Source organism: Shigella sonnei (assembly GCF_002950395.1).
In the GTDB taxonomy this organism is placed as follows: domain Bacteria; phylum Pseudomonadota; class Gammaproteobacteria; order Enterobacterales; family Enterobacteriaceae; genus ECMA0423.
This window is the reverse complement of the sequence record NZ_CP026802.1, coordinates 2477343-2495632: the sequence shown is the minus strand read 5'-3', so window position 1 is coordinate 2495632 and position 18290 is coordinate 2477343. Positions and strand designations below refer to the sequence as shown.

The 18290-nt window shown below is 53.2% G+C and carries 19 protein-coding genes and 2 pseudogenes; 12 read left to right on the top strand and 9 right to left on the bottom strand.

From position 1 onward, the window contains the following. Position 1: 1 nt before the first annotated feature. The 3 genes and pseudogenes from C1P89_RS13230 (at position 2) to cueR (ending at position 1826) form a co-directional block, all read left to right on the top strand. Positions 2-1294 (top strand): APC family permease, encoded by a 1293-nt coding sequence (locus tag C1P89_RS13230; RefSeq protein WP_000982172.1) that lies wholly within the window; start codon positions 2-4, stop codon positions 1292-1294. Between the two features lie 30 nt (positions 1295-1324). Further along, positions 1325-1422, top strand: a pseudogene (locus C1P89_RS25970) (hypothetical protein); the annotation flags it as partial. After that, the gene (gene cueR / locus C1P89_RS13225; RefSeq protein ID WP_001026747.1) at positions 1419-1826 is read left to right on the top strand and encodes a Cu(I)-responsive transcriptional regulator; all 408 of its coding nucleotides are present in this window, start codon (positions 1419-1421) and stop codon (positions 1824-1826) included. The pseudogene C1P89_RS25970 and the gene cueR, both read left to right, overlap by 4 nt. On the opposite strand, the gene C1P89_RS13220 is transcribed toward cueR, so the two are convergent. Beyond that, positions 1827-2285, bottom strand: coding sequence for an NfeD family protein (locus C1P89_RS13220; RefSeq protein WP_000970323.1), 459 nt, complete (start codon positions 2283-2285; stop codon positions 1827-1829). Then, the gene (locus tag C1P89_RS13215; protein ID WP_000904504.1) at positions 2282-3199 is read right to left on the bottom strand and encodes an SPFH domain-containing protein; all 918 of its coding nucleotides are present in this window, start codon (positions 3197-3199) and stop codon (positions 2282-2284) included. The genes C1P89_RS13220 and C1P89_RS13215 overlap by 4 nt, the downstream gene beginning before the upstream one ends. A gap of 145 nt (positions 3200-3344) precedes the next feature. On the opposite strand from C1P89_RS13215, the gene fetA reads away from it, so the two are divergent. Beyond that, a complete protein-coding gene (fetA, locus tag C1P89_RS13210) occupies positions 3345-4022 on the top strand; it encodes an iron efflux ABC transporter ATP-binding subunit FetA (protein ID WP_001157540.1) in 678 nt (225 codons plus the stop codon). Continuing rightward, positions 4009-4788, top strand: coding sequence for an iron efflux ABC transporter permease subunit FetB (fetB, locus tag C1P89_RS13205; RefSeq protein ID WP_001295323.1), 780 nt, complete (start codon positions 4009-4011; stop codon positions 4786-4788). The genes fetA and fetB overlap by 14 nt, the downstream gene beginning before the upstream one ends. 62 nt (positions 4789-4850) lie before the next feature. On the opposite strand, the gene cnoX is transcribed toward fetB, so the two are convergent. From cnoX to tesA, 3 genes are read right to left on the bottom strand one after another with little or no spacing between them, the layout of a single operon-like run. After that, positions 4851-5705, bottom strand: coding sequence for a chaperedoxin (cnoX, locus tag C1P89_RS13200; RefSeq protein WP_005141086.1), 855 nt, complete (start codon positions 5703-5705; stop codon positions 4851-4853). Positions 5706-5765: 60 nt separating this feature from the next. Beyond that, positions 5766-6575: an NADP(+)-dependent aldehyde reductase gene (gene ybbO, locus C1P89_RS13195; protein ID WP_000148959.1), complete on the bottom strand. Its 810-nt coding sequence runs from the start codon at positions 6573-6575 to the stop codon at positions 5766-5768. Continuing rightward, entirely contained in the window at positions 6565-7188 is a 624-nt protein-coding gene (gene tesA / locus C1P89_RS13190) for a multifunctional acyl-CoA thioesterase I/protease I/lysophospholipase L1 (RefSeq protein WP_005141088.1), read from the bottom strand. Before tesA ends, ybbO begins: the two co-directional genes overlap by 11 nt. Here tesA and ybbA point away from each other — a divergent pair. Further along, positions 7159-7845 carry a putative ABC transporter ATP-binding protein YbbA gene (gene ybbA, locus C1P89_RS13185; protein WP_001110573.1) on the top strand — a complete coding sequence of 229 codons (687 nt, stop codon included), beginning with the start codon at positions 7159-7161 and terminating at the stop codon, positions 7843-7845. The two genes, tesA and ybbA, sit on opposite strands and share 30 nt — an antisense overlap. Beyond that, positions 7842-10256, top strand: coding sequence for a putative ABC transporter permease subunit YbbP (gene ybbP, locus C1P89_RS13180; RefSeq protein ID WP_000561835.1), 2415 nt, complete (start codon positions 7842-7844; stop codon positions 10254-10256). Before ybbA ends, ybbP begins: the two co-directional genes overlap by 4 nt. 233 nt (positions 10257-10489) lie before the next feature. Here ybbP and mnmH read toward each other — a convergent pair whose 3' ends face one another. From mnmH to C1P89_RS13160, 3 genes and pseudogenes are all read right to left on the bottom strand, one after another. Then, positions 10490-11584: a tRNA 2-selenouridine(34) synthase MnmH gene (gene mnmH / locus C1P89_RS13175; protein WP_001157995.1), complete on the bottom strand. Its 1095-nt coding sequence runs from the start codon at positions 11582-11584 to the stop codon at positions 10490-10492. 68 nt (positions 11585-11652) lie between these two features. Then, positions 11653-12579: pseudogene (allS, locus tag C1P89_RS13170) on the bottom strand (HTH-type transcriptional activator AllS). A gap of 179 nt (positions 12580-12758) precedes the next feature. Further along, positions 12759-13456 (bottom strand): IS1-like element IS1A family transposase gene (locus C1P89_RS13160; protein ID WP_094096600.1). Its coding sequence is split into 2 segments (ribosomal slippage): positions 12759-13207 and positions 13207-13456, totalling 699 coding nucleotides; the frame shifts between segments, so codons are not numbered across the junction. 263 nt (positions 13457-13719) lie between these two features. Between C1P89_RS13160 and folD the strand changes: the two genes are divergently transcribed. The 3 genes from folD (at position 13720) to C1P89_RS13145 (ending at position 15429) form a co-directional block, all read left to right on the top strand. Then, positions 13720-14586 carry a bifunctional methylenetetrahydrofolate dehydrogenase/methenyltetrahydrofolate cyclohydrolase FolD gene (gene folD, locus C1P89_RS13155; RefSeq protein ID WP_000729155.1) on the top strand — a complete coding sequence of 289 codons (867 nt, stop codon included), beginning with the start codon at positions 13720-13722 and terminating at the stop codon, positions 14584-14586. A gap of 1 nt (position 14587) precedes the next feature. Further along, on the top strand, positions 14588-14800 hold the full coding sequence (ybcJ, locus tag C1P89_RS13150) for a ribosome-associated protein YbcJ (protein ID WP_000190283.1): 213 nt from the start codon (positions 14588-14590) through the stop codon (positions 14798-14800). A gap of 107 nt (positions 14801-14907) precedes the next feature. Beyond that, positions 14908-15429: a metal-dependent hydrolase gene (locus C1P89_RS13145; protein ID WP_001143567.1), complete on the top strand. Its 522-nt coding sequence runs from the start codon at positions 14908-14910 to the stop codon at positions 15427-15429. Between the two features lie 35 nt (positions 15430-15464). On the opposite strand, the gene cysS is transcribed toward C1P89_RS13145, so the two are convergent. Continuing rightward, a complete protein-coding gene (cysS, locus tag C1P89_RS13140; protein WP_000912336.1) occupies positions 15465-16850 on the bottom strand; it encodes a cysteine--tRNA ligase in 1386 nt (461 codons plus the stop codon). 173 nt (positions 16851-17023) lie between these two features. On the opposite strand from cysS, the gene ppiB reads away from it, so the two are divergent. Next, the gene (gene ppiB / locus C1P89_RS13135; RefSeq protein ID WP_000256002.1) at positions 17024-17518 is read left to right on the top strand and encodes a peptidylprolyl isomerase B; all 495 of its coding nucleotides are present in this window, start codon (positions 17024-17026) and stop codon (positions 17516-17518) included. 2 nt (positions 17519-17520) lie between these two features. Further along, positions 17521-18243, top strand: a complete 723-nt coding sequence (gene lpxH / locus C1P89_RS13130; RefSeq protein ID WP_000212262.1) for a UDP-2,3-diacylglucosamine diphosphatase — start codon at positions 17521-17523, stop codon at positions 18241-18243. Positions 18244-18290: the final 47 nt, after the last annotated feature.

The following is an 18290-nucleotide window of genomic DNA, read 5'->3' as shown; positions in this document are numbered from 1 at the left end:
CATGATGAACACGGAAGGTAATAACGGTAACAAACCCCTCGGTCTATGGAACGTCGTTTCCATCGGTATTGGGGCAATGGTGGGGGCGGGGATCTTCGCGCTGCTGGGGCAGGCTGCGTTGCTAATGGAAGCCTCGACCTGGGTCGCCTTTGCTTTTGGCGGTATTGTGGCGATGTTTTCCGGTTATGCCTATGCGCGTCTGGGGGCGAGCTATCCCAGCAATGGCGGTATTATCGACTTTTTTCGTCGCGGATTAGGCAACGGCGTCTTTTCGCTAGCGCTCTCGTTGCTGTACCTGTTGACGCTGGCGGTGAGCATCGCCATGGTTGCCCGTGCTTTTGGCGCTTATGCCGTGCAGTTTTTGCATGAAGGCAGCCAGGAGGAGCACCTTATTTTGCTCTACGCGTTGGGGATCATTGCGGTGATGACGCTTTTCAACTCCTTAAGCAACCATGCGGTAGGGCGGCTGGAAGTGATCCTCGTCGGCATTAAAATGATGATCCTGTTATTGCTGATTATTGCCGGTGTCTGGTCGCTGCAACCGGCGCATATTTCCGTCTCTGCGCCCCCCAGCTCCGGTGCGTTCTTCTCCTGTATTGGGATAACCTTCCTTGCCTATGCGGGCTTTGGCATGATGGCGAACGCGGCGGATAAAGTGAAAGATCCGCAGGTCATTATGCCACGGGCGTTTCTGGTGGCGATTGGCGTTACCACGTTGCTTTATATCTCGCTGGCGCTGGTTTTGCTTAGCGATGTATCGGCATTAGAGTTAGAAAAATATGCTGATACCGCCGTAGCGCAGGCTGCTTCTCCGCTGCTCGGGCATGTGGGTTATGTGATCGTCGTCATCGGCGCTTTACTGGCGACGGCTTCAGCCATTAACGCGAACCTGTTCGCCGTGTTTAACATCATGGACAACATGGGCAGCGAACGCGAACTGCCGAAGCTAATGAATAAATCCCTGTGGCGGCAGAGTACCTGGGGCAACATTATTGTCGTGGTGTTGATTATGCTGATGACGGCGGCGCTAAATTTAGGCTCACTCGCCAGTGTTGCCAGCGCCACCTTTTTGATTTGCTACCTGGCGGTGTTTGTGGTGGCGATCCGCCTGCGTCATGATATTCACGCCTCGTTGCCGATTCTTATCGTTGGTACGTTGGTGATGTTGTTGGTGATCGTTGGCTTTATCTACAGTCTGTGGTCCCAGGGTAGCCGTGCGTTGATATGGATTATTGGCTCACTCTTACTCAGCCTTATTGTGGCAATGGTCATGAAGCGCAATAAAACCGTATAACATCTCTCTGTGCGCAGTACTTCCTGTATTATTGTGGTGGCGGTCGATATTCGCACTGGCAAAAAAACGTGCTTGAATATCTGTTGAAACCCTTTAACAAAGCACAGGAGGCGTTGCGCGAACGATGAACATCAGCGATGTAGCAAAAATTACCGGCCTGACCAGCAAAGCCATTCGCTTCTATGAAGAGAAGGGGCTGGTGACGCCGCCGATGCGCAGCGAAAACGGTTATCGCACCTACACGCAGCAGCATCTCAACGAACTGACCTTACTGCGCCAGGCACGGCAGGTGGGCTTTAACCTGGAAGAGAGCGGCGAGCTGGTGAATCTGTTTAACGACCCGCAGCGGCACAGCGCCGACGTCAAACGGCGCACGCTGGAGAAGGTGGCGGAGATCGAACGACACATTGAGGAGCTGCAATCCATGCGCGACCAGCTGCTGGCACTGGCGAATGCCTGCCCTGGCGATGACAGCGCCGACTGCCCGATTATCGAAAATCTCTCCGGCTGCTGTCATCATCGGGCAGGGTGATTAAGACGAGACGGCTCGGATATGTAGGGTTATCCCTTCTATCGCAATGACTTCAACATGCGTACCTGCACCGAGATCCTCGCTGGCGCTGACAGGCCATGAACTGTCACCGACGCGCATATGACCGCGCCCGTTGACCAGCGGAGATTCCAGCACAAAACGTCGGCCAATCAGCTGCTGCCCGCGCTGGTTTAAATGACTATCGCTGTGCTTTTGTTCGCGCACCCGCCGCGACAACCATTTCCACCACAGCCAGGCGGCGAGCAGCGTCAGGATGGCAAACATTACCCCTTGCCACTCCCAACCCAGCGGCACCAGCCAGACCACCAGGCCGGTAATCACCGCTGCCACGCCGCTCCACAACAAATAACCATTTCCGCCCAGCATCTCGGCTGCCAGCAGCAAACCGCCGAGACTGAGCCAGAAAATATGTGGATGAACGACCATTAACTCCATCATGGCTGAGTCCGTTTGTTGGCGCTGTCTTTCACCAGCTCGGCAATCCCGGCAATCGACCCCATCAGGCTGCTGGCCTCTAATGGCATCATCACTACTTTGCTGTTACTGGAGGTACCGATCTGCTGTAACGCTTCGGTGTATTTCTGCGCTACGAAGTAGTTCACCGCCTGAATATCACCGGAGGCGATAGCTTCAGACACCATTTTGGTGGCGCGGGCTTCTGCTTCGGCGGAACGTTCACGCGCTTCAGCCTGTAAAAACGCCGACTGACGTTCGCCTTCCGCTTTCAGGATTTGCGACTGTTTTTCACCTTCGGCTTTGAGGATTTCCGCCTGACGGATCCCTTCCGCTTCAAGAATGTAAGCGCGTTTGGTACGTTCCGCTTTCATCTGCGCGTTCATTGAAGAGATAAGCTCTGCCGGTGGGCGCACGTCGCGAATTTCAATACGGGTGACTTTAATCCCCCACGGGTTGGTGGCTTCATCGACAATACGCAGCAGGCGTGAGTTGATGCTGTCGCGCTGAGAGAGCATTTCGTCAAGTTCCATTGAACCCAACACGGTACGGATGTTAGTCATGGTCAGGTTGATGATCGCCAGCTCCAGATTGCTGACTTCATAAGCCGCGCGCGGCGCGTCAATCACCTGAATAAAACAGACTGCGTCGATGGTAACGTTGGCGTTATCTTTCGAGATAACTTCCTGGGAAGGGATATCGAGCACTTGCTCCATCATATTGATCTTGCGACCAATGCGATCCATAAACGGCACCACCAGACTGAGCCCCGGCTGTAACGTTTTGGTATAGCGACCAAAACGTTCTACCGTCCATTGATAGCCCTGCGGCACGATTTTGACGCCCGCGCCGACAATGACCAGCGCGACAAAAATGAGAATCGGGATAAAGATAAGCATCGGAAAAACCTCCTGTTGTACCGTCCATAATCAGCAAAATTGCTGCTTGATTAAACAAATTATACCTGATTACTGAAAGAGAGTTCCCCCTTATTCCTGCGAAGGATAAACTGTTTTTAGTAAAAATCAGAAAAAGGGAACAGCGATGCAGGAAAATAGTCCTTTGCTTCAGCTACAAAACGTAGGATATCTGGCGGGTGATGCGAAGATTCTTAATAACATCAATTTTTCGCTGCGTGCTGGCGAATTTAAGTTAATTACCGGTCCTTCTGGTTGTGGCAAAAGTACGCTGCTAAAAATAGTTGCTTCATTGATCAGCCCAACCAGCGGAACGTTACTGTTTGAAGGTGAGGATGTCAGCACACTAAAGCCAGAAATCTACCGCCAACAAGTCTCTTACTGCGCCCAGACACCGACGCTGTTTGGCGATACGGTATACGATAATCTGATCTTTCCCTGGCAGATCCGTAACCGGCAGCCTGACCCAGCCATTTTTCTCGATTTTCTCGAACGCTTCGCCTTGCCGGACAGCATTTTGACGAAAAATATCGCCGAGCTATCTGGTGGTGAAAAACAACGCATCTCACTGATTCGTAACCTGCAATTTATGCCGAAGGTTTTATTGCTGGATGAAATCACCAGTGCGCTGGATGAAAGTAATAAACATAACGTTAATGAGATGATCCATCGTTATGTGCGCGAGCAAAATATTGCCGTGCTGTGGGTGACACACGATAAAGACGAAATTAATCATGCGGATAAAGTGATTACACTGCAACCGCATGCCGGAGAAATGCAGGAAGCACGCTATGAACTCGCATAATATTACTAACGAATCATTAGCACTGGCATTAATGCTGGTGGTGGTGGCAATCTTAATTAGCCATAAAGAAAAACTGGCGCTGGAGAAAGATATTCTCTGGAGCGTCGGACGAGCGATAATTCAGCTGATTATTGTCGGCTATGTGCTGAAGTATATTTTCAGCGTGGATGATGCCAGCCTGACATTATTGATGGTGTTATTTATCTGCTTTAATGCGGCGTGGAACGCGCAAAAACGCAGTAAATATATTGCTAAAGCTTTTATCTCATCGTTTATTGCCATTACGGTCGGGGCGGGAATTACCCTGGCGGTGCTGATTCTCTCAGGGTCGATTGAATTTATCCCGATGCAGGTGATCCCTATCGCCGGGATGATTGCCGGTAACGCCATGGTAGCGGTGGGGTTGTGTTACAACAATTTAGGGCAACGGGTCATTAGCGAACAGCAACAGATTCAGGAGAAACTGAGTCTTGGTGCGACGCCGAAGCAGGCTTCAGCGATATTGATTCGCGACAGTATTCGCGCGGCTTTAATTCCGACGGTCGATTCAGCAAAAACGGTTGGCTTAGTGAGTTTACCAGGAATGATGTCCGGGCTGATATTTGCCGGGATTGATCCGGTGAAGGCGATTAAATATCAGATTATGGTGACCTTTATGCTGCTCTCAACCGCCAGCTTGTCGACCATTATTGCCTGCTATTTAACCTATCGTAAGTTTTATAATTCGCGCCACCAGTTGGTGGTGACGCAATTGAAGAAGAAATGATGCGATGCCGGATGCGCAGCATCGCATCCGGCGTTGTGGTTCATGTGCCGATCAACGGAATATCAATACAACAATGCATACAGCTGGCGGCGATACTTCGACGCCAGTGCATCACCCGTACCCAGCGCAGCGAGGATCTCCTGGAACGTTTTACGCGTCTGACCGTCTGCGGCGGTGAGATCTTTACGCAGATGCCCGAACAGCAACTCCAGCGCCTCTTCATTGCGCCCAACCTGATGCAGTTGCAGCGCCAGTTGCGTCGCCAGTGCGGCATCTTCTGGATTCTCCGCCACCTGCTGTTGCAACTGTTGAATTTCCGGCGTATCAGCCGCCTGCTTCAGCAGTTCGATTTGCGCCACCATCCCCTGGTAGCGGGTGTCCTGATCCTGTAACGGAATGGTTTTCAGCACCGCTTCTGCATCTTCAGAACGGTTCAGCGCAATCAGCGTTTCTGCCAACAGCAGGCCGATCTCCCCGTTCTGATTCGACAACTGCCAGGCGTCTTTCAGCAATGGCAGGGCATCGGTGAAATTGCCTTCCTGCATCAGTTGCATCGCCTGCTGCGCTTTCAGCTCTTCTTCGCGCGGCAGCACTTTATCCAGCAGGGCGCGGATCGCCTCTTCCGGTTGCGGCCCCTGGAAGCCATCTACCGGTTGCCCGTTCTGGAACAGATACACCGTCGGAATCGCGCGCAGACCAAACTGGGCGGCAATCATCTGCTCCGCATCGCAGTCCAGCTTCGCCAGAATAAATTGCCCGTTGTACTGCGCCGCAAGGCTTTCCAGAATTGGGGTTAACTGCAAACAGTGCTGGCTACGTTCAGACCAAAAATAGAACAGCACCGGAGTGGTCATCGACTGTTCAAGAACCTGTTGCAGGTTAGATTCGTTAATGTTGACAATATTTTCTACGGACATGGAGTCGCTCTCTGTTGTCGATATTTTCTTTGACATGGGGGCTTAAGCGCGCGCTTCAACTCACCCCTGCAATATTTTGTCCATCACGCGCCCCGGCAGCAGGCGCTTAAGCACCATTACTGCCCAAGTCACCAGCGTTACCGGATAGCGCATCTTCGGCTTCTCGCTAATAAAAGCATGGCGTACTTTGTCCACCACCGCTTCCGGTCCCAACGTAAAGCGGGCGGCGATGCCGGGATTTTCGACTGGTTTATCACTTTGCGTCTGGTTGACGTTGTCGGTGAAGCGAGTACGAATGGGACCGGGTTCGATCAGGCTGACTTTAATTCCGCTGTGGCGTAGCTCCATGCGCAGCGCGTCTGACCATGCCTCCAGCGCATATTTACTGGCCGCGTAAGCGCCACGACCCGGTGTGGAGATTAATCCCATCACCGATGATGTCATCACAATACGCCCTTCACCGTGCGGTAACATCGCGGGTAACAGGCGCATGGTGAGCTGGTGTGCGCCGAAAAAGTTGGCGGAAAACTGCTGTTCCATCTGCGCGCGGCTGATGGTGGAAAGGGGGCCATACATGCCGAATCCGGCATTGTTAAAGATCCCATACAGACAATTATCGGTCAGGGCGATCACTTCGTCGGCTGCGCGATCAACACTTTCTGGCGAATCCAGATCGATCAACACGCCGGTAAATCCCATGCTGTTCATACGCTCAACATCATCCGGTTTCCGGCAACCTGCCAGCACATGAAAACCCTGGCGTTTTAATTCGAGCGCGCTTTCCAGGCCAATTCCACTGGAACATCCGGTAATTAAGACCGATTTTTGCATAACTTTACCTGTCAGGATCTCCGTTGCTTTATGAGTCATGATTTACTAAAGGCTGCAACTGCTTCGCCATCCAGTCGGCAATAAACGGCTGGGCGTCGCGGTTGGGATGAATACCGTCATCCTGCATCCATTGTGGCTTGAGGTAGACCTCTTCCATAAAAAAGGGCAGCAGCGGAACATCAAACTCTTTGGCGAGTTTGGGGTAAATGGCGCTAAAGGCTTCATTATAACGGCGACCATAGTTTGCAGGCAGACGTATTTGCATTAACAATGGTTCAGCGTTGGCGGCTTTGACATCCTGCAAAATCTGGCGCAGCGTTTGCTCGGTTTGCTGTGGCTGAAAACCACGCAAACCGTCATTGCCGCCCAGTTCAACCAGCACCCAACGCGGCTGATGCTGTTTCAGCAGAGCCGGAAGGCGCGCCAGTCCTTGTTGCGAGGTGTCGCCGCTGATGCTGGCATTAACTACCGACGTTTTACTCTGCCACTTATCATTCAACAAGGCAGGCCAGGCCGCGCTGGCAGACATTCGATACCCGGCGCTCAGGCTATCACCCAGAATCAATAACGTGTCCGCTGCGGCGGCACGGAAGGTTAACAGGGCCAGGAACAGGAAGGGCAAATGCCAGCGGAAAACATTGTTGAAGTTCATCATCTTAAGAAGTCCGTCGGTCAGGGGGAGCATGAACTCTCCATCCTCACCGGAGTTGAGCTGGTTGTCAAACGTGGCGAGACCATCGCACTGGTGGGCGAGTCGGGATCGGGTAAGTCAACCTTGCTGGCGATCCTCGCCGGGCTTGATGACGGCAGCAGTGGCGAAGTGAGTCTGGTGGGACAACCGCTACATAATATGGACGAAGAAGCGCGGGCAAAGTTGCGCGCGAAGCACGTCGGCTTTGTTTTTCAGTCATTTATGTTAATTCCTACCCTTAACGCGCTGGAAAACGTCGAGCTTCCGGCTCTGCTGCGCGGTGAGAGTAGCGCGGAAAGTCGTAACGGGGCGAAAGCGTTGCTCGAACAGTTAGGGCTGGGTAAACGTCTGGATCATCTTCCGGCACAGCTTTCCGGCGGTGAACAGCAACGAGTGGCGCTGGCACGAGCCTTTAATGGTCGACCTGATGTGCTGTTTGCCGACGAACCCACCGGCAACCTTGACCGCCAGACGGGCGATAAAATTGCCGACCTGCTGTTTTCCCTCAACCGTGAACATGGCACCACGTTGATTATGGTGACCCACGACCTGCAACTGGCGGCACGCTGCGACCGCTGCTTACGGCTGGTGAACGGGCAGTTGCAGGAGGAAGCATGATTGCACGTTGGTTCTGGCGCGAATGGCGTTCGCCGTCGCTATTAATTGTCTGGCTGGCGCTAAGCCTGGCGGTGGCCTGCGTGCTGGCGCTGGGCAATATCAGCGATCGCATGGAGAAGGGCTTAAGCCAGCAAAGCCGTGAGTTTATGGCGGGCGATCGGGCGTTGCGCAGTTCACGCGAAGTGCCGCAAGCGTGGCTGGAGGAAGCGCAAAAGCGCGGCCTGAAAGTCGGCAAGCAGCTGACTTTCGCCACAATGACCTTTGCAGGCGACACACCGCAGCTGGCGAACGTCAAAGCGGTGGATGATATCTACCCGATGTATGGCGATCTGCAAACTAATCCCCCTGGCCTGAAACCGCAGGCGGGCAGCGTATTGCTGGCCCCACGCCTGATGGCACTGCTTAACCTGAAAACGGGCGACACCATTGACGTGGGCGATGCCACCTTGCGGATTGCCGGAGAAGTGATTCAGGAACCGGATTCCGGTTTTAACCCCTTCCAGATGGCTCCGCGTCTGATGATGAATCTGGCGGATGTCGATAAAACCGGAGCCGTGCAGCCGGGGAGTCGGGTCACCTGGCGTTATAAATTCGGCGGCAACGAGAACCAGCTCGACGGCTATGATAAATGGTTGTTACCTCAGCTTAAACCCGAACAACGCTGGTACGGTCTGGAACAGGACGAAGGCGCGCTGGGGCGATCGATGGAACGCTCGCAACAGTTCCTGCTGCTTTCGGCGCTTCTGACCTTGCTGCTGGCAGTGGCAGCGGTGGCGGTAGCGATGAATCATTACTGTCGCAGTCGCTACGATCTGGTAGCGATCCTCAAAACGCTGGGGGCAGGGCGAGCGCAACTGCGTAAGCTAATCGTCGGTCAGTGGTTGATGGTGCTGACGCTTTCAGCCGTTACCGGTGGGGCCATAGGCCTGTTGTTCGAAAACGTGTTGATGGTGCTGCTCAAGCCCGTTCTGCCTGCTGCACTACCGCCAGCCAGCCTCTGGCCGTGGCTGTGGGCGCTTGGCACCATGACGGTCATCTCGCTGCTGGTGGGGCTACGACCATACCGCTTGTTGCTGGCAACGCAGCCTTTACGCGTATTACGTAATGATGTGGTAGCGAACGTCTGGCCGCTGAAGTTTTATCTGCCGATTGTCAGTGTGGTGGTTGTGCTGCTGCTCGCCGGATTAATGGGTGGCAGCATGCTGCTTTGGGCGGTGCTGGCGGGCGCGGTAGTACTGGCTTTGCTGTGCGGTGTGCTGGGCTGGATGCAGCTGAATGTACTTCGCCGCATGACGCTGAAATCGCTACCTCTGCGCCTGGCGGTTAGCCGCCTGTTACGTCAGCCGTGGTCAACGTTAAGCCAGCTTTCGGCATTTTCGCTCTCCTTTATGCTGCTGGCGCTGTTGCTGGTATTGCGTGGCGATCTGCTCGACCGCTGGCAGCAGCAGCTACCGCCAGAAAGCCCGAACTACTTTTTAATTAACATCGCCACAGAACAGGTAGCACCGCTAAAAGCGTTCCTCGCGGAACATCATATAGTCCCGGAATCATTTTATCCGGTAGTGCGGGCGCGGCTGACGGCGATTAACGATAAGCCGACAGAAGGTAATGAAGATGAGGCGCTTAATCGCGAACTCAATCTTACCTGGCAAAATACGCGGCCCGATCATAATCCGATTGTCGCCGGTAACTGGCCGCCAAAAGCCGATGAAGTGTCGATGGAAGAGGGGCTGGCGAAACGCTTAAACGTTGCCCTCGGTGATACCGTGACTTTTATGGGCGATACCCAGGAGTTCCGCGCTAAAGTGACCAGCCTGCGCAAAGTGGACTGGGAAAGTCTGCGGCCTAATTTCTATTTTATTTTCCCGGAAGGGGCATTAGACGGGCAACCGCAGAGCTGGCTTACCAGTTTCCGCTGGGAGAATGGCAACGGCATGTTGACGCAACTCAACCGCCAGTTCCCGACCATTAGCCTGTTAGATATTGGCGCGATTTTAAAACAGGTCGGTCAGGTGCTGGAGCAGGTAAGTCGGGCGCTGGAGGTGATGGTGGTGCTGGTCACCGCCTGCGGTATGTTGCTGTTGCTGGCACAGGTGCAGGTGGGAATGCGTCAGCGTCATCAGGAGCTGGTGGTGTGGCGCACACTCGGTGCGGGGAAAAAACTGCTGCGTACCACGTTGTGGTGTGAGTTCGCCATGCTTGGGTTTGTTTCTGGCCTGGTAGCCGCAATTGGTGCGGAAACGGCGCTGGCAGTGTTGCAGGCGAAAGTGTTTGATTTCCCGTGGGAGCCAGACTGGCGATTGTGGATTGTTCTGCCGTGCAGCGGTGCACTGCTGCTGTCGCTTTTCGGCGGCTGGCTGGGTGCGCGACTGGTTAAGGGTAAGGCGCTGTTCAGGCAGTTTGCGGGGTGATGACAGGTGTTAGATTGCCTGATGCGCTACGCTTATCAGGCCTACGAAGAGCGTGCAATATATTGATTTTGCAAGATTGTGTAGGCCGGATAAGGCGTTTACGCCGCATCTGGCATGAACAGTGTGCATTTTGGCAATAAATATGAAACCAACTGTCATGTCGGTTTTTTATATCTGTATTCTGGTGCAACCATTCTGTTCTCACGACAATCGCCGTTTCAGAATACCGCCCATCACTGCGTCTTAACCCATTCCGCCACTTCCGCCCACTCACCGCGAAAGACAACTTTTTCCGCTTTTTTCTCAAGCTGATAGCGATACATCGGGTCGTAATATTCTTTAAGTAACGGCACCAGCCAGGCCAGATGACCGTCGGTGCTGTCGGTGGTGAGTTGCGTTGTCAGCGCCGTATCCAGCTGGGCAGCGAGTTCGTTATAGCGCTGTAACCCCAGCCGACGCTTAATAGCCGAAAGTCCGTGATGCAGGTATTCGCAATATTCCTGCCAGCCCTGTTCGTCGCCGTACGCGTGGGTAAAATCATGATGCATACGCAAGAAATACTCTTCGTTCAGGCGCTCAAGACGGATCTCAAACGGATCTTCTACCACCGCAATCGCCGCCTGAGTCATTCGCTCGCGCAGGCATTCCGGCAGGTGATTCGAACCGATCATCCGGCTTTCGTCTTCCAGCACCCACAGGCGCAAATCCTGACGGGCGTCGGTTTTTAGCATTTCGGCAGCCAGCAGGTTTTCAAAACTCGCCTGGCTAAGTTGTGGTTGTAAGGTGCGACCAAACGCCGAACCGCGATGACGCGCTAACCCTTCCAGATCAACACCGTTCGGCTGTTGCTGCACTAACAGCGTTTTACCGCTGCCGGTACAACCGCCAATCAGCACTATCGGTTTTTGTGCCAGTTCAATAGTCGCCTGAATCGCGGCTTGGCGCAGTGCCTTATAACCGCCTTCCACCAGCGGATAATCAATCCCCGCTGCATACAACCAGCTTTGCACAATATGTGAGCGCTGACCGCCACGGGCGCAGCAGAGAATACCTTGCGGATTTTGCAGGCACGCTGCCCGCCAGGCGTCCATGCGCTGCTGACGAATTTCACCCGCCACCAGTTTATGCCCCAGCGCCAGCGCCGCGTCTGAGCCTTGCTGTTTATAACAAGTGCCAACGGCGGCGCGTTCATCGTTATTCATTAACGGCAGGTTGATAGCGGCGGGCATTGCGCCTTGCTCAAACTCGATAGGGGCGCGAACATCAATAATGGGCGTATCAGCAATCAGCAGGGCACGATAGTCCTGTTCCGTGTGTCTCTCTTGCATAGTTAAAAGTGAACCTCAAATCAGCTTGCGCGCTATTTTACGCGCCAACGCGCAAGGAAACTTGATTTTTAACTGCGTGGGTTGCCGAAAATTTCTAAAAATCCGCTGATTTCCGGCCTGCGCTGGGTAAACAAGGTCACAATATCTTCTACCGCTTTGCCGCTGCCAAATTTGCGCCATGCCAGACTCAATGGCGAAGGAGGGCGCATCGTTGGGATTACCCGGCTGACCAGTTGTTGATTATCGATCATTGACTGGCAAAGTGATTTTGGCAAAAAACCAATGCCAACACCCGCCAGATGGGCGGCGATTTTCGTTTCCATATCGGGAACAATAATCTCTTTTTGCCCCGGCAATCGCCAGGCGACGCGTTTGGTTAAGGTTCGGGCGCTGTCTTCAATATTGACCGCCGGAAAGCGCCGCAACTGCGCTTCTGTTAGCGGCTCTTCAACGTTCGCCAGCGGATGATCCGCCGCCATGACAAAGCGCCATTGCACCGATCCTAAGGGATCAAGACTAAAGGTATTTGCCAGCGCCTCAGTTCCCGTGACCCCGATAGCCAGCGAAAAACCTTCGTACAATAGCGAGTCCCAGACGCCCATATAGATTTGTCGGGAGATGTGAAACTGGGTAAAGGGGTAACGCTCATTCAGCCACGCCAGCAACTGGGCGACGGCCTGGGGGTTATAGAGCAGGTTGTTGATGACAATATTCACCTAGCGTTCCACGCCATCATTCACCTGTTGCAGCTCGCTGGGCATACTTTCCAGCCAGCTCAGCCAGTCTCTGGCCTGGGAAAGTAGATGCTCGCCAGCCGCTGTCAACGTCACGCTGCGAGTCGTGCGGAAAAACAGCGCCACTCCGGTATTCTCTTCCAGAAGTTTAATGCGATAACTGATCGTCGCCGTGGTTTTACATAATCGTTCTGCCGCTTTTGAAAAACTTCCTGTTTCAGCAACCGCAATGAAAGTCCGCAAGGTTTCTGGATCGAACATCTTCAGGTATCCCCTTTTAAATCCGCAAGTTGCGTGATTTTCTTATCCTCTGATTTATCAGTATTTTTACATGATAACCCTGTTCAATTTGTGGACTAAATCTAGTTTTGGAAAAATATTCCAACTTTTGTATTGATGTTGTTCTCTTAAGGTTTTAGATTGCCGGTAATGACTCCAACTTATTGATAGTGTTTTATGTTCAGATAATGCCCGATGACTTTGTCATGCAGCTCCACCGATTTTGAGAACGACAGCGACTTCCGTCCCAGCCGTGCCAGGTGCTGCCTCAGATTCAGGTTATGCCGCTCAATTCGCTGCGTATATCGCTTGCTGATTACGTGCAGCTTTCCCTTCAGGCGGGATTCATACAGCGGCCAGCCATCCGTCATCCATATCACCACGTCAAAGGGTGACAGCAGGCTCATAAGACGCCCCAGCGTCGCCATAGTGCGTTCACCGAATACGTGCGCAACAACCGTCTTCCGGAGACTGTCATACGCGTAAAACAGCCAGCGCTGGCGCGATTTAGCCCCGACATAGCCCCACTGTTCGTCCATTTCCGCGCAGACGATGACGTCACTGCCCGGCTGTATGCGCGAGGTTACCGACTGCGGCCTGAGTTTTTTAAGTGACGTAAAATCGTGTTGAGGCCAACGCCCATAATGCGTGCAGTTGCCCGGCATCCAACGCCATTCATGGCCATATCAATGATTTTCTGGTGCGTACCGGGTTGAGAAGCGGTGTAAGTGAACTGCAGTTGCCATGTTTTACGGCAGTGAGAGCAGAGATAGCGCTGATGTCCGGCAGTGCTTTTGCCGTTACGCACCACCCCGTCAGTAGCTGAACAGGAGGGACAGCTGATAGAAACAGAAGCCACTGGAGCACCTCAAAAACACCATCATACACTAAATCAGTAAGTTGGCAGCATCACCTCCTTAGACAAGGAAATAAGTCAGTTCCAGATTTACAACGCCATCATGGACGAAAAATGAAGCTTTCAATCTCAGCGACGGTGCGCCCCACCTTCGCAAGAGGTCGCTTCACGCGATAAATCTGAAACGAAACCTGACAGCGCGCCCCGCTTCTGACAAAATAGGCGCATCCCCTTCGACCTACGTAACAGATGGAATCCTCTCTCTGATGGCAGCAAAGATTATTGACGGTAAAACGATTGCGCAGCAGGTGCGCTCTGAAGTTGCTCAAAAAGTTCAGGCGCGTATTGCAGCCGGACTGCGGGCACCAGGACTGGCCGTTGTGCTGGTGGGTAGTAACCCTGCATCGCAAATTTATGTCGCAAGCAAACGCAAGGCTTGTGAAGAAGTCGGGTTCGTCTCCCGCTCTTATGACCTCCCGGAAACCACCAGCGAAGCGGAGCTGTTGGAGCTTATCGATGCGCTGAATGCCGACAACACCATCGATGGCATTCTGGTTCAACTGCCGTTACCGGCGGGTATTGATAACGTCAAAGTGCTGGAACGTATTCACCCGGACAAAGACGTAGACGGTTTCCATCCTTATAACGTCGGTCGCCTGTGCCAGCGCGCGCCGCGTCTGCGCCCCTGCACCCCTCGCGGCATCGTCACGCTGCTTGAGCGTTACAACATTGATACCTTCGGCCTCAACGCCGTGGTGATTGGCGCATCGAATATCGTCGGTCGTCCAATGAGCATGGAACTGTTGCTCGCAGGTTGCACCACTACCGTGACTCACCGCTTCACTAAAAATCTGCGTCACCACGTAGAAAATGCCGATCTACTGATCGTTGCCGTCGGCAAGCCGGGCTTTATTCCTGGTGACTGGATCAAAGAAGGCGCAATTGTGATTGATGTCGGCATCAACCGTCTGGAAAATGGCAAAGTTGTGGGCGACGTCGTGTTTGAAGACGCGGCTAAACGCGCCTCATACATTACGCCTGTTCCGGGCGGCGTTGGCCCGATGACGGTTGCCACGCTGATTGAAAACACGCTACAGGCGTGCGTTGAATATCATGATCCACAGGGTGAGTAACATGGCGACATTTTCTTTAGGTAAACATCCGCACGTTGAGCTGTGCGACTTGCTGAAACTGGAAGGCTGGAGCGAAAGCGGCGCGCAGGCGAAAATCGCGATTGCCGAAGGCCAGGTGAAAGCCGACGGCGCGGTTGAAACGCGCAAACGCTGCAAAATCGTCGCCGGTCAGACAGTGAGTTTTGCAGGTCACAGCGTACAGGTTGTTGCCTGATCCCTTTCCCGGCCTGTATCAACAGGCCGGTTCTCTTTTCAGACTTTTGCCCTCTACGCCCCGTTCATCCATGCTGATAGCATCGACATTTTGCCGAAGCGACCATCATGCCAACCGTTATTACGCACGCCGCCGTTCCCCTATGCATTGGTTTAGGGTTGAGTTCGAAAGTCATCCCTCCGCGTCTGTTATTTGCCGGAATCATCCTGGCGATGCTGCCCGACGCCGACGTATTGTCGTTTAAATTTGGCGTTGCTTACGGCAATGTTTTTGGTCATCGCGGGTTTACCCATTCGCTGGTGTTTGCGTTTGTTGTCCCGCTGTTATGTGTGCTGATTGGACGCCGATGGTTCAGGGCTGGGCTGATTCGCTGCTGGCTGTTTTTAACCGTCTCGTTGCTATCGCACAGCATGCTGGATTCGGTAACCACTGGCGGTAAGGGTGTTGGCTGGCTGTGGCCGTGGTCAGATGAACGCTTTTTCGCTCCCTGGCAGGTGATTAAAGTCGCGCCGTTTGCATTGTCTTGTTACACCACGCCGTACGGGCATCAGGTGATTATTTCTGAATTGATGTGGGTGTGGTTGCCGGGGATGCTACTGATGGGAATGTTGTGGTGGCGCAGACGATAACCGGATGCGAAAACTCGCATCCGGCAATAGCGCAATTACTTACGACGCCAGGTGGTCCCTTGCGGGCCATCTTCCAGAACGATCCCCATCTCGTTAAGACGGTCACGCGCCGCATCTGCCGCCGCCCAGTCTTTCGCTTTACGGGCATCCAGACGCTGTTGAATTAACGCTTCAATCTCAGCCACTTCGCTGTCGTCTGCCTGCGCGCCGCTTTGCAGGAACGCTTCCGGTTCTTGCTCCAGCAGGCCTAATACAGCGGAAAGTTTACGCAGGTGAGATGCCATTGCATTCGCCGCTGCCATATCTTCTGCTTTCAGACGGTTTACTTCACGCGCCATATCAAACAGTACGGAATAGGCTTCCGGGGTGTTGAAATCGTCGTCCATCGCTTCAATAAAGCGCGCTTCAAACGCTTCGCCACCGGCAGGAGCAACGGTTTTTTCTGTGCCGCGCAGGGCAGTGTAGAGACGCTCCAGCGCCGCACGCGCCTGCTTCAGGTTCTCTTCGCTGTAGTTCAGCTGGCTGCGATAGTGGCCCGACATCAGGAAGTAACGCACGGTTTCAGCATCGTAGTATTTCAGCACATCGCGCACGGTAAAGAAGTTACCCAGCGATTTGGACATCTTCTCGCGGTCAACCATCACCATTCCGGAGTGCATCCAGTAGTTAACATACTGACCATCATGGGCACAGGTGGACTGCGCGATTTCATTCTCGTGGTGCGGGAACATCAGGTCAGAACCGCCGCCGTGGATATCAAAGTGGTTACCCAGCTGCTTGCAGTTCATTGCCGAACATTCAATGTGCCAGCCTGGACGGCCCGCGCCCCACGGAGACGGCCAGCTCGGTTCGCCCTCTTTCGACATCTTCCACAGAACGAAGTCCATCGGGTTGCGTTTGTCGTCGACCACGTCAACGCGCGCGCCTGCCTGCAGCTGGTCGAGATCCTGACGCGACAGCACACCATAAGTCGGATCGGTCGGGACGTCGAACATCACGTCGCCGTTGTCCGCCGCATAAGCGTGACCTTTGGCGATCAGTTGTTCAGTGAGTTCAATAATTTCTGCGATATGGTGCGTCGCGCGCGGCTCCATATCCGGGCGCAGAATGTTCAAAGCATCAAAATCTTTGTGCATTTCGGCGATCATGCGATCCACCAGCGCCACAAAGCTTTCGCCATTTTCATTGGCACGTTTGATGATTTTGTCGTCGATATCGGTAATGTTGCGCACATACTTCAGTTTATAGCCGAGGAAACGCAGATAGCGCGCAACCACGTCAAAAGCAACAAAGGTACGCCCGTGACCGATATGACAGAGATCGTAAACGGTGATTCCACACACATACATGCCGACTTCCCCGGCGTGAATAGGCTTAAATTCCTCTTTTTGGCGTGTCAGAGTATTGAAGATTTTTAGCATCGAAGATTCCGTTTAGACATGTGTGGGTAATTGAGTTGCGTATAATACCCATATTTCCCGCGCGAATCAGCATACATTGCGTGATGATCCGATCGTGCGGTTATGCTATAACACCACCCTATATATGACCCGAACTGGGTTGAAGCACCAATCAAACGGAACAGGATGCAAAAATGGTTACTTTCCACACCAATCACGGCGATATTGTCATCAAAACTTTTGACGATAAAGCACCTGAAACAGTTAAAAACTTCCTGGACTACTGCCGCGAAGGTTTTTACAACAACACCATTTTCCACCGTGTTATCAACGGCTTTATGATTCAGGGCGGCGGTTTTGAACCGGGCATGAAACAAAAAGCCACCAAAGAACCGATCAAAAACGAAGCCAACAACGGTCTGAAAAATACCCGTGGTACGCTGGCAATGGCCCGTACTCAGGCTCCGCACTCTGCAACTGCACAGTTCTTCATCAACGTGGTTGATAACGACTTCCTGAACTTCTCTGGCGAAAGCCTGCAAGGTTGGGGCTACTGCGTGTTTGCTGAAGTGGTTGAAGGCATGGACGTGGTAGACAAAATCAAAGGTGTTGCAACCGGTCGTAGCGGTATGCACCAGGACGTGCCAAAAGAAGACGTTATCATTGAAAGCGTGACCGTTAGCGAGTAATCGTGGCGACACTCTTTATTGCAGATCTTCATCTCTGCGTGGAAGAACCGGCGATCACCGCCGGTTTTCTGCGTTTTTTAGCGGGGGAAGCTCGCAAGGCCGACGCGCTGTATATTCTTGGCGATCTGTTTGAAGCGTGGATTGGCGACGACGAGCCCAATCCACTCCATCGCCAGATGGCGGCAGCGATCAAAGCGGTGTCCGATTCTGGCGTTCCCTGTTATTTCATTCATGGCAACCGTGATTTTCTGCTCGGCAAACGCTTTGCCCGTGAAAGTGGCATGACGTTATTGCCGGAAGAAAAGGTGCTCGAACTTTATGGCCGCCGGGTGTTGATTATGCATGGCGACACGCTGTGCACCGATGACGCGGGTTATCAGGCTTTTCGCGCCAAAGTCCACAAACCCTGGCTGCAAATGCTATTCCTCGCCCTGCCGTTGTTTGTGCGCAAACGCATTGCCGCGCGAATGCGAGCGAACAGTAAAGAAGCCAACAGCAGTAAATCGCTGGCGATCATGGACGTTAACCAAAACGCGGTAGTCAGTGCGATGGAAAAACATCAGGTGCAATGGCTGATCCACGGACATACCCATCGCCCGGCGGTACATGAACTTATCGCCAACCAGCAACCTGCTTTTCGCGTGGTACTCGGTGCCTGGCATACGGAAGGTTCGATGGTGAAAGTCACGGCGGATGACGTTGAGCTGATTCATTTTCCGTTTTAAAAAAAACCGCAACTTTGCTGATTTCACAGCCACGCAACCGTTTTCCT

Excerpts from the sequence above, each read along its gene's own strand:
- fetB (WP_001295323.1), top strand. The coding sequence starts at position 4,009 with ATGAACTCGCATAATATTACTAACGAATCATTAGCACTGGCATTAATG.
- cnoX (WP_005141086.1), bottom strand. The coding sequence starts at position 5,705 with ATGTCCGTAGAAAATATTGTCAACATTAACGAATCTAACCTGCAACAG.
- ybbO (WP_000148959.1), bottom strand. The coding sequence starts at position 6,575 with ATGACTCATAAAGCAACGGAGATCCTGACAGGTAAAGTTATGCAAAAA.
- ybcJ (WP_000190283.1), top strand. The coding sequence starts at position 14,588 with ATGGCGACATTTTCTTTAGGTAAACATCCGCACGTTGAGCTGTGCGAC.
- folD (WP_000729155.1), top strand. The coding sequence starts at position 13,720 with ATGGCAGCAAAGATTATTGACGGTAAAACGATTGCGCAGCAGGTGCGC.
- mnmH (WP_001157995.1), bottom strand. The coding sequence starts at position 11,584 with ATGCAAGAGAGACACACGGAACAGGACTATCGTGCCCTGCTGATTGCT.
- cueR (WP_001026747.1), top strand. The coding sequence starts at position 1,419 with ATGAACATCAGCGATGTAGCAAAAATTACCGGCCTGACCAGCAAAGCC.
- C1P89_RS13215 (WP_000904504.1), bottom strand. The coding sequence starts at position 3,199 with ATGCTTATCTTTATCCCGATTCTCATTTTTGTCGCGCTGGTCATTGTC.
- fetA (WP_001157540.1), top strand. The coding sequence starts at position 3,345 with ATGCAGGAAAATAGTCCTTTGCTTCAGCTACAAAACGTAGGATATCTG.
- ybbP (WP_000561835.1), top strand. The coding sequence starts at position 7,842 with ATGATTGCACGTTGGTTCTGGCGCGAATGGCGTTCGCCGTCGCTATTA.
- C1P89_RS13220 (WP_000970323.1), bottom strand. The coding sequence starts at position 2,285 with ATGATGGAGTTAATGGTCGTTCATCCACATATTTTCTGGCTCAGTCTC.
- ybbA (WP_001110573.1), top strand. The coding sequence starts at position 7,159 with ATGCCAGCGGAAAACATTGTTGAAGTTCATCATCTTAAGAAGTCCGTC.
- C1P89_RS13145 (WP_001143567.1), top strand. The coding sequence starts at position 14,908 with ATGCCAACCGTTATTACGCACGCCGCCGTTCCCCTATGCATTGGTTTA.
- ppiB (WP_000256002.1), top strand. The coding sequence starts at position 17,024 with ATGGTTACTTTCCACACCAATCACGGCGATATTGTCATCAAAACTTTT.
- cysS (WP_000912336.1), bottom strand. The coding sequence starts at position 16,850 with ATGCTAAAAATCTTCAATACTCTGACACGCCAAAAAGAGGAATTTAAG.
- tesA (WP_005141088.1), bottom strand. The coding sequence starts at position 7,188 with ATGAACTTCAACAATGTTTTCCGCTGGCATTTGCCCTTCCTGTTCCTG.
- C1P89_RS13230 (WP_000982172.1), top strand. The coding sequence starts at position 2 with ATGATGAACACGGAAGGTAATAACGGTAACAAACCCCTCGGTCTATGG.